This is a genomic window from Rhizomicrobium sp. (assembly GCF_056722145.1).
Genome location: NZ_JBWZET010000120.1, coordinates 1 through 2,941 on the forward strand (window position 1 = coordinate 1; position 2,941 = coordinate 2,941).

A 2,941-nucleotide genomic window follows, 5' to 3' on the forward strand; every position below is an offset into this window, starting at 1 on the left:
ACGGCGCGCAAGCTGGCACGGTCGGAAGGCATTCCGGTCGGCATTTCGGCGGGCGCGGCGGTGGCGGCGGCGTTCGAAGTCGGTCAGCGGCCCGAATTCGCCGGCAAGACCATCGTCGTGATCATTCCCGATTTTGCCGAACGCTATCTCACCACGGCCCTGTTTGATGGCCTCGCCGTTCCCGGCTGAGCCTTACCTGCCTCTCCCTGAACTTGGCGGGCCCGATCGGTCCGCCATTTTTTTGCCAAGCGTCAGGCGTGGGTGGTCTGGCGCAGCGCCGATTTGAGAATACTCGTGGCTTCGTCGAGCGTGGCCGTATCCAACGTCAGCGGCGATGACATCGATCAAGCGCCGCACGAGATCGCTGGCATGCATGCGGCGCCCCGCGCCATCTGTCACAAAGTCTTCACCCGTTCCGTGGCGGGCTCCGCCGCGGTACACGCGGCCAAATGCCGTCGCGGTGCGGCCGGGCGGGGCAACCGGCGCCGGAAGAGTGCTTTCATGGGCGCGTACGGGTCGGTATAGTCGGCGCCGTTCAGGACGGGTTTCCAGATGCATCGCCTTATTCGCATTCCAGCGCTGATGCTTGCGCTTGCCGTTTCGTGCCTTTGTGCCGCACCGGCCAGGGCGGATGCGACCTTCGAGGTCAGCGGCATCCATGTCGATGCGTCGGCCAAGTCGGTGGCCGAAGCCCGCACGGCGGCGGTTGCCAGCGGTCGGCCGGCGGCCTGGAATATCCTGTTCCGGCGTTTGACGCGGCAGCAGGACTGGACCCGCCAGCCGGTGGTCGATGCGGTCACGCTGCAGAAAATGGTGATCGGCTATTTCCCGATCAACGAGCGGCGTTCCACCACGCGCTATGTCGCCGACATGACCTACACCTTCAATCCCGAGATGGTGGCGCGGGTACTGCAGAGCGCCGGCATTCCGTACACGCTCGTTGCTGCGAAAAAAGTGCTGCTGATCCCGATGGCACCGGGCTTTGCGCGCAATTCGGCGCTGACGCAGACTTTCGTCTCGCCGCGCTTCGCCACGGCGCCGGTGCCGTTCGCCGTGCCGGTGGGCGATGCCGCCGACATGGCCGCGCTCGCAGGGCTCAATTTCGAAACCGCCAACTGGGATCACATCGCGGCGGTGGCGGCTCGCTTCAAGGCGACCGAAGCCGTGCTGGTGCAGGTGACGCCGGCAGGGCCGACCAAGGTGCAGGTGTCGATCAAGCGGCTGGGGCAGGGCGAAGTGCCGATGAAGTCGGTGTTCGATGTGCCGCTGTTGCAGAATTTGATAGCGACCTATCCCAGCGCCGCCGACGCCGCCGTGCGCGCCATCGACGAGATGTGGAAAAGCCAGAAGGCGGTCGACTACAGCCAGAAGGCCAAGCTGACGGCCGATGTGCAAATGGCCTCGCTGGCCCAGTTCGCGGCGCTCGAAAATTCCATCTCCGGCGTGCCCAATGTCGCCGACGTCAGTGTGGCGGCGATGGATATCGGCGCGGCCAAGCTGACGATCACCTATATCGGCTCACCCGATCAGTTGAAGGCGGCGCTGGCCCAGGCCGGCATTTCGCTGACCGGCCATCCCGGCAATTGGCAGATCGCGGGCGGGCCATGAGGGCTGTGCTGCGGCAAGCTCCCAATATCCTTTCGGCGTTGCGACTGGTCGCGGCGCCGATTGCGGCGTGGCTGATCCTGAACGCAAACTATCCGGCCGCGCTCGCCGTGTTCGTGGTGGCCGGCCTCAGCGACGCCGCCGATGGCTTTCTCGCCAAGAAATTTGGGCTCGCCTCGCAGTTCGGCGCCTGGCTCGATCCGGCGGCCGACAAGCTTCTCATGCTGGCGAGTTTCGTCACCTTGTCGATGGTCGATCAGGTGCCGCGCGAAGTCACCGCGCTGGTGATCGGGCGCGATATCGCCATCGTGCTCGGCGTCTTGCTGGCGAAGCTGCTGGCGATGCCGCTGGAAGTGAAGCCGCTGCTCGCCGGCAAGATTTCCACCGTGGTGCAGGTGCTCTACATCGCGCTGGTGCTGCTGCTGCTGTGCCTGCACGAAGAGCCGCCGCTGGTGCGCAGCATCGGTGTCGCGGCGGTGACGGTGATCACGGCGTGGTCGTTCCTCGCTTACGCCCATCTCTGGCTCAAGTGCGCGATCCGGCGCGTGCCGCAAGACAACGGCACCGTCTGATGGCGTCGCAAATCCCCTTGCCGTTGCCGACGATGCCCAAACTCGGCCGCGCCGATTTCCTGGTGGCGGCCGGCAACAGCGCGGCCGTGACCTTTGTCGATTCCTGGCCGAACTGGCCAACGCCCGCCGCGGCGCTCTATGGGCCGAGCGGTTCGGGCAAATCGCATCTCGCCGGTGTCTGGGCCGAGCGGGCCGGAGCTGCGGTGCGGGGCGTGTCCGATCTCGCGGGCATTGCCCCCGACGCATCGCTGGTGATCGAAAACGTCGACGCCGCGCCGCTCAGCCATGACGCCGAAACCGCGCTGTTCGCGCTGCTCGAACGCGGCCAGCGCATGCTGCTGACGGCACACGAGCCGCCGTCTGCATGGAAGACGACGATCCCCGACCTGCGCTCGCGTTTCGATGCGCTGCTGGCGTTTCCGTTGTGGGCACCCGACGACGCGCTGCTCGAAGCCCTGGCCAAGAAGCTGTTCGCCGACCGCCAGCTCATCGTTCCCGATGCCGTGATCGCCCAGATGATCCGCTTTCTCGAACGCTCGCCCGGCGCCTTGCGCGACTTCGTCGCCAAAGCCGACGCCGCCGCCCTCGCCGCCAAGAAACCGGTCACGACCGCGCTGATCCGCGATTTGCTGGCCGACGATTAATCCCCTCTCCCCTCCGTGGGCTACGGCATTCACACATTTCCGTTTGTGCAGCGGTGTTCTCTCTGATTCCATGCTTTCCGGAATGCTGGGAGACAGAGGATGTCGACAATCACGCTGGGG

Annotated in this window: 3 protein-coding genes and 1 pseudogene; all 4 read left to right on the forward strand. The window is 65.7% G+C overall.

Annotation, left to right across the window (positions count from 1 at the left end; genetic code table 11):
- Positions 1–189, forward strand: a pseudogene (locus AC1P6P_RS06850) (cysteine synthase A); the annotation flags it as partial.
- Positions 190–552: 363 nt separating this feature from the next.
- On the forward strand, positions 553–1,608 hold the full coding sequence (locus AC1P6P_RS06855) for a DUF2066 domain-containing protein (protein WP_481401689.1): 1,056 nt from the start codon (positions 553–555) through the stop codon (positions 1,606–1,608).
- Positions 1,605–2,177 carry a CDP-alcohol phosphatidyltransferase family protein gene (locus AC1P6P_RS06860; protein ID WP_481401690.1) on the forward strand — a complete coding sequence of 191 codons (573 nt, stop codon included), beginning with the start codon at positions 1,605–1,607 and terminating at the stop codon, positions 2,175–2,177. Before AC1P6P_RS06855 ends, AC1P6P_RS06860 begins: the two co-directional genes overlap by 4 nt.
- Entirely contained in the window at positions 2,177–2,821 is a 645-nt protein-coding gene (locus AC1P6P_RS06865) for a P-loop NTPase family protein (RefSeq protein ID WP_481401691.1), read from the forward strand. The genes AC1P6P_RS06860 and AC1P6P_RS06865 overlap by 1 nt, the downstream gene beginning before the upstream one ends.
- Positions 2,822–2,941 lie beyond the last annotated feature (120 nt).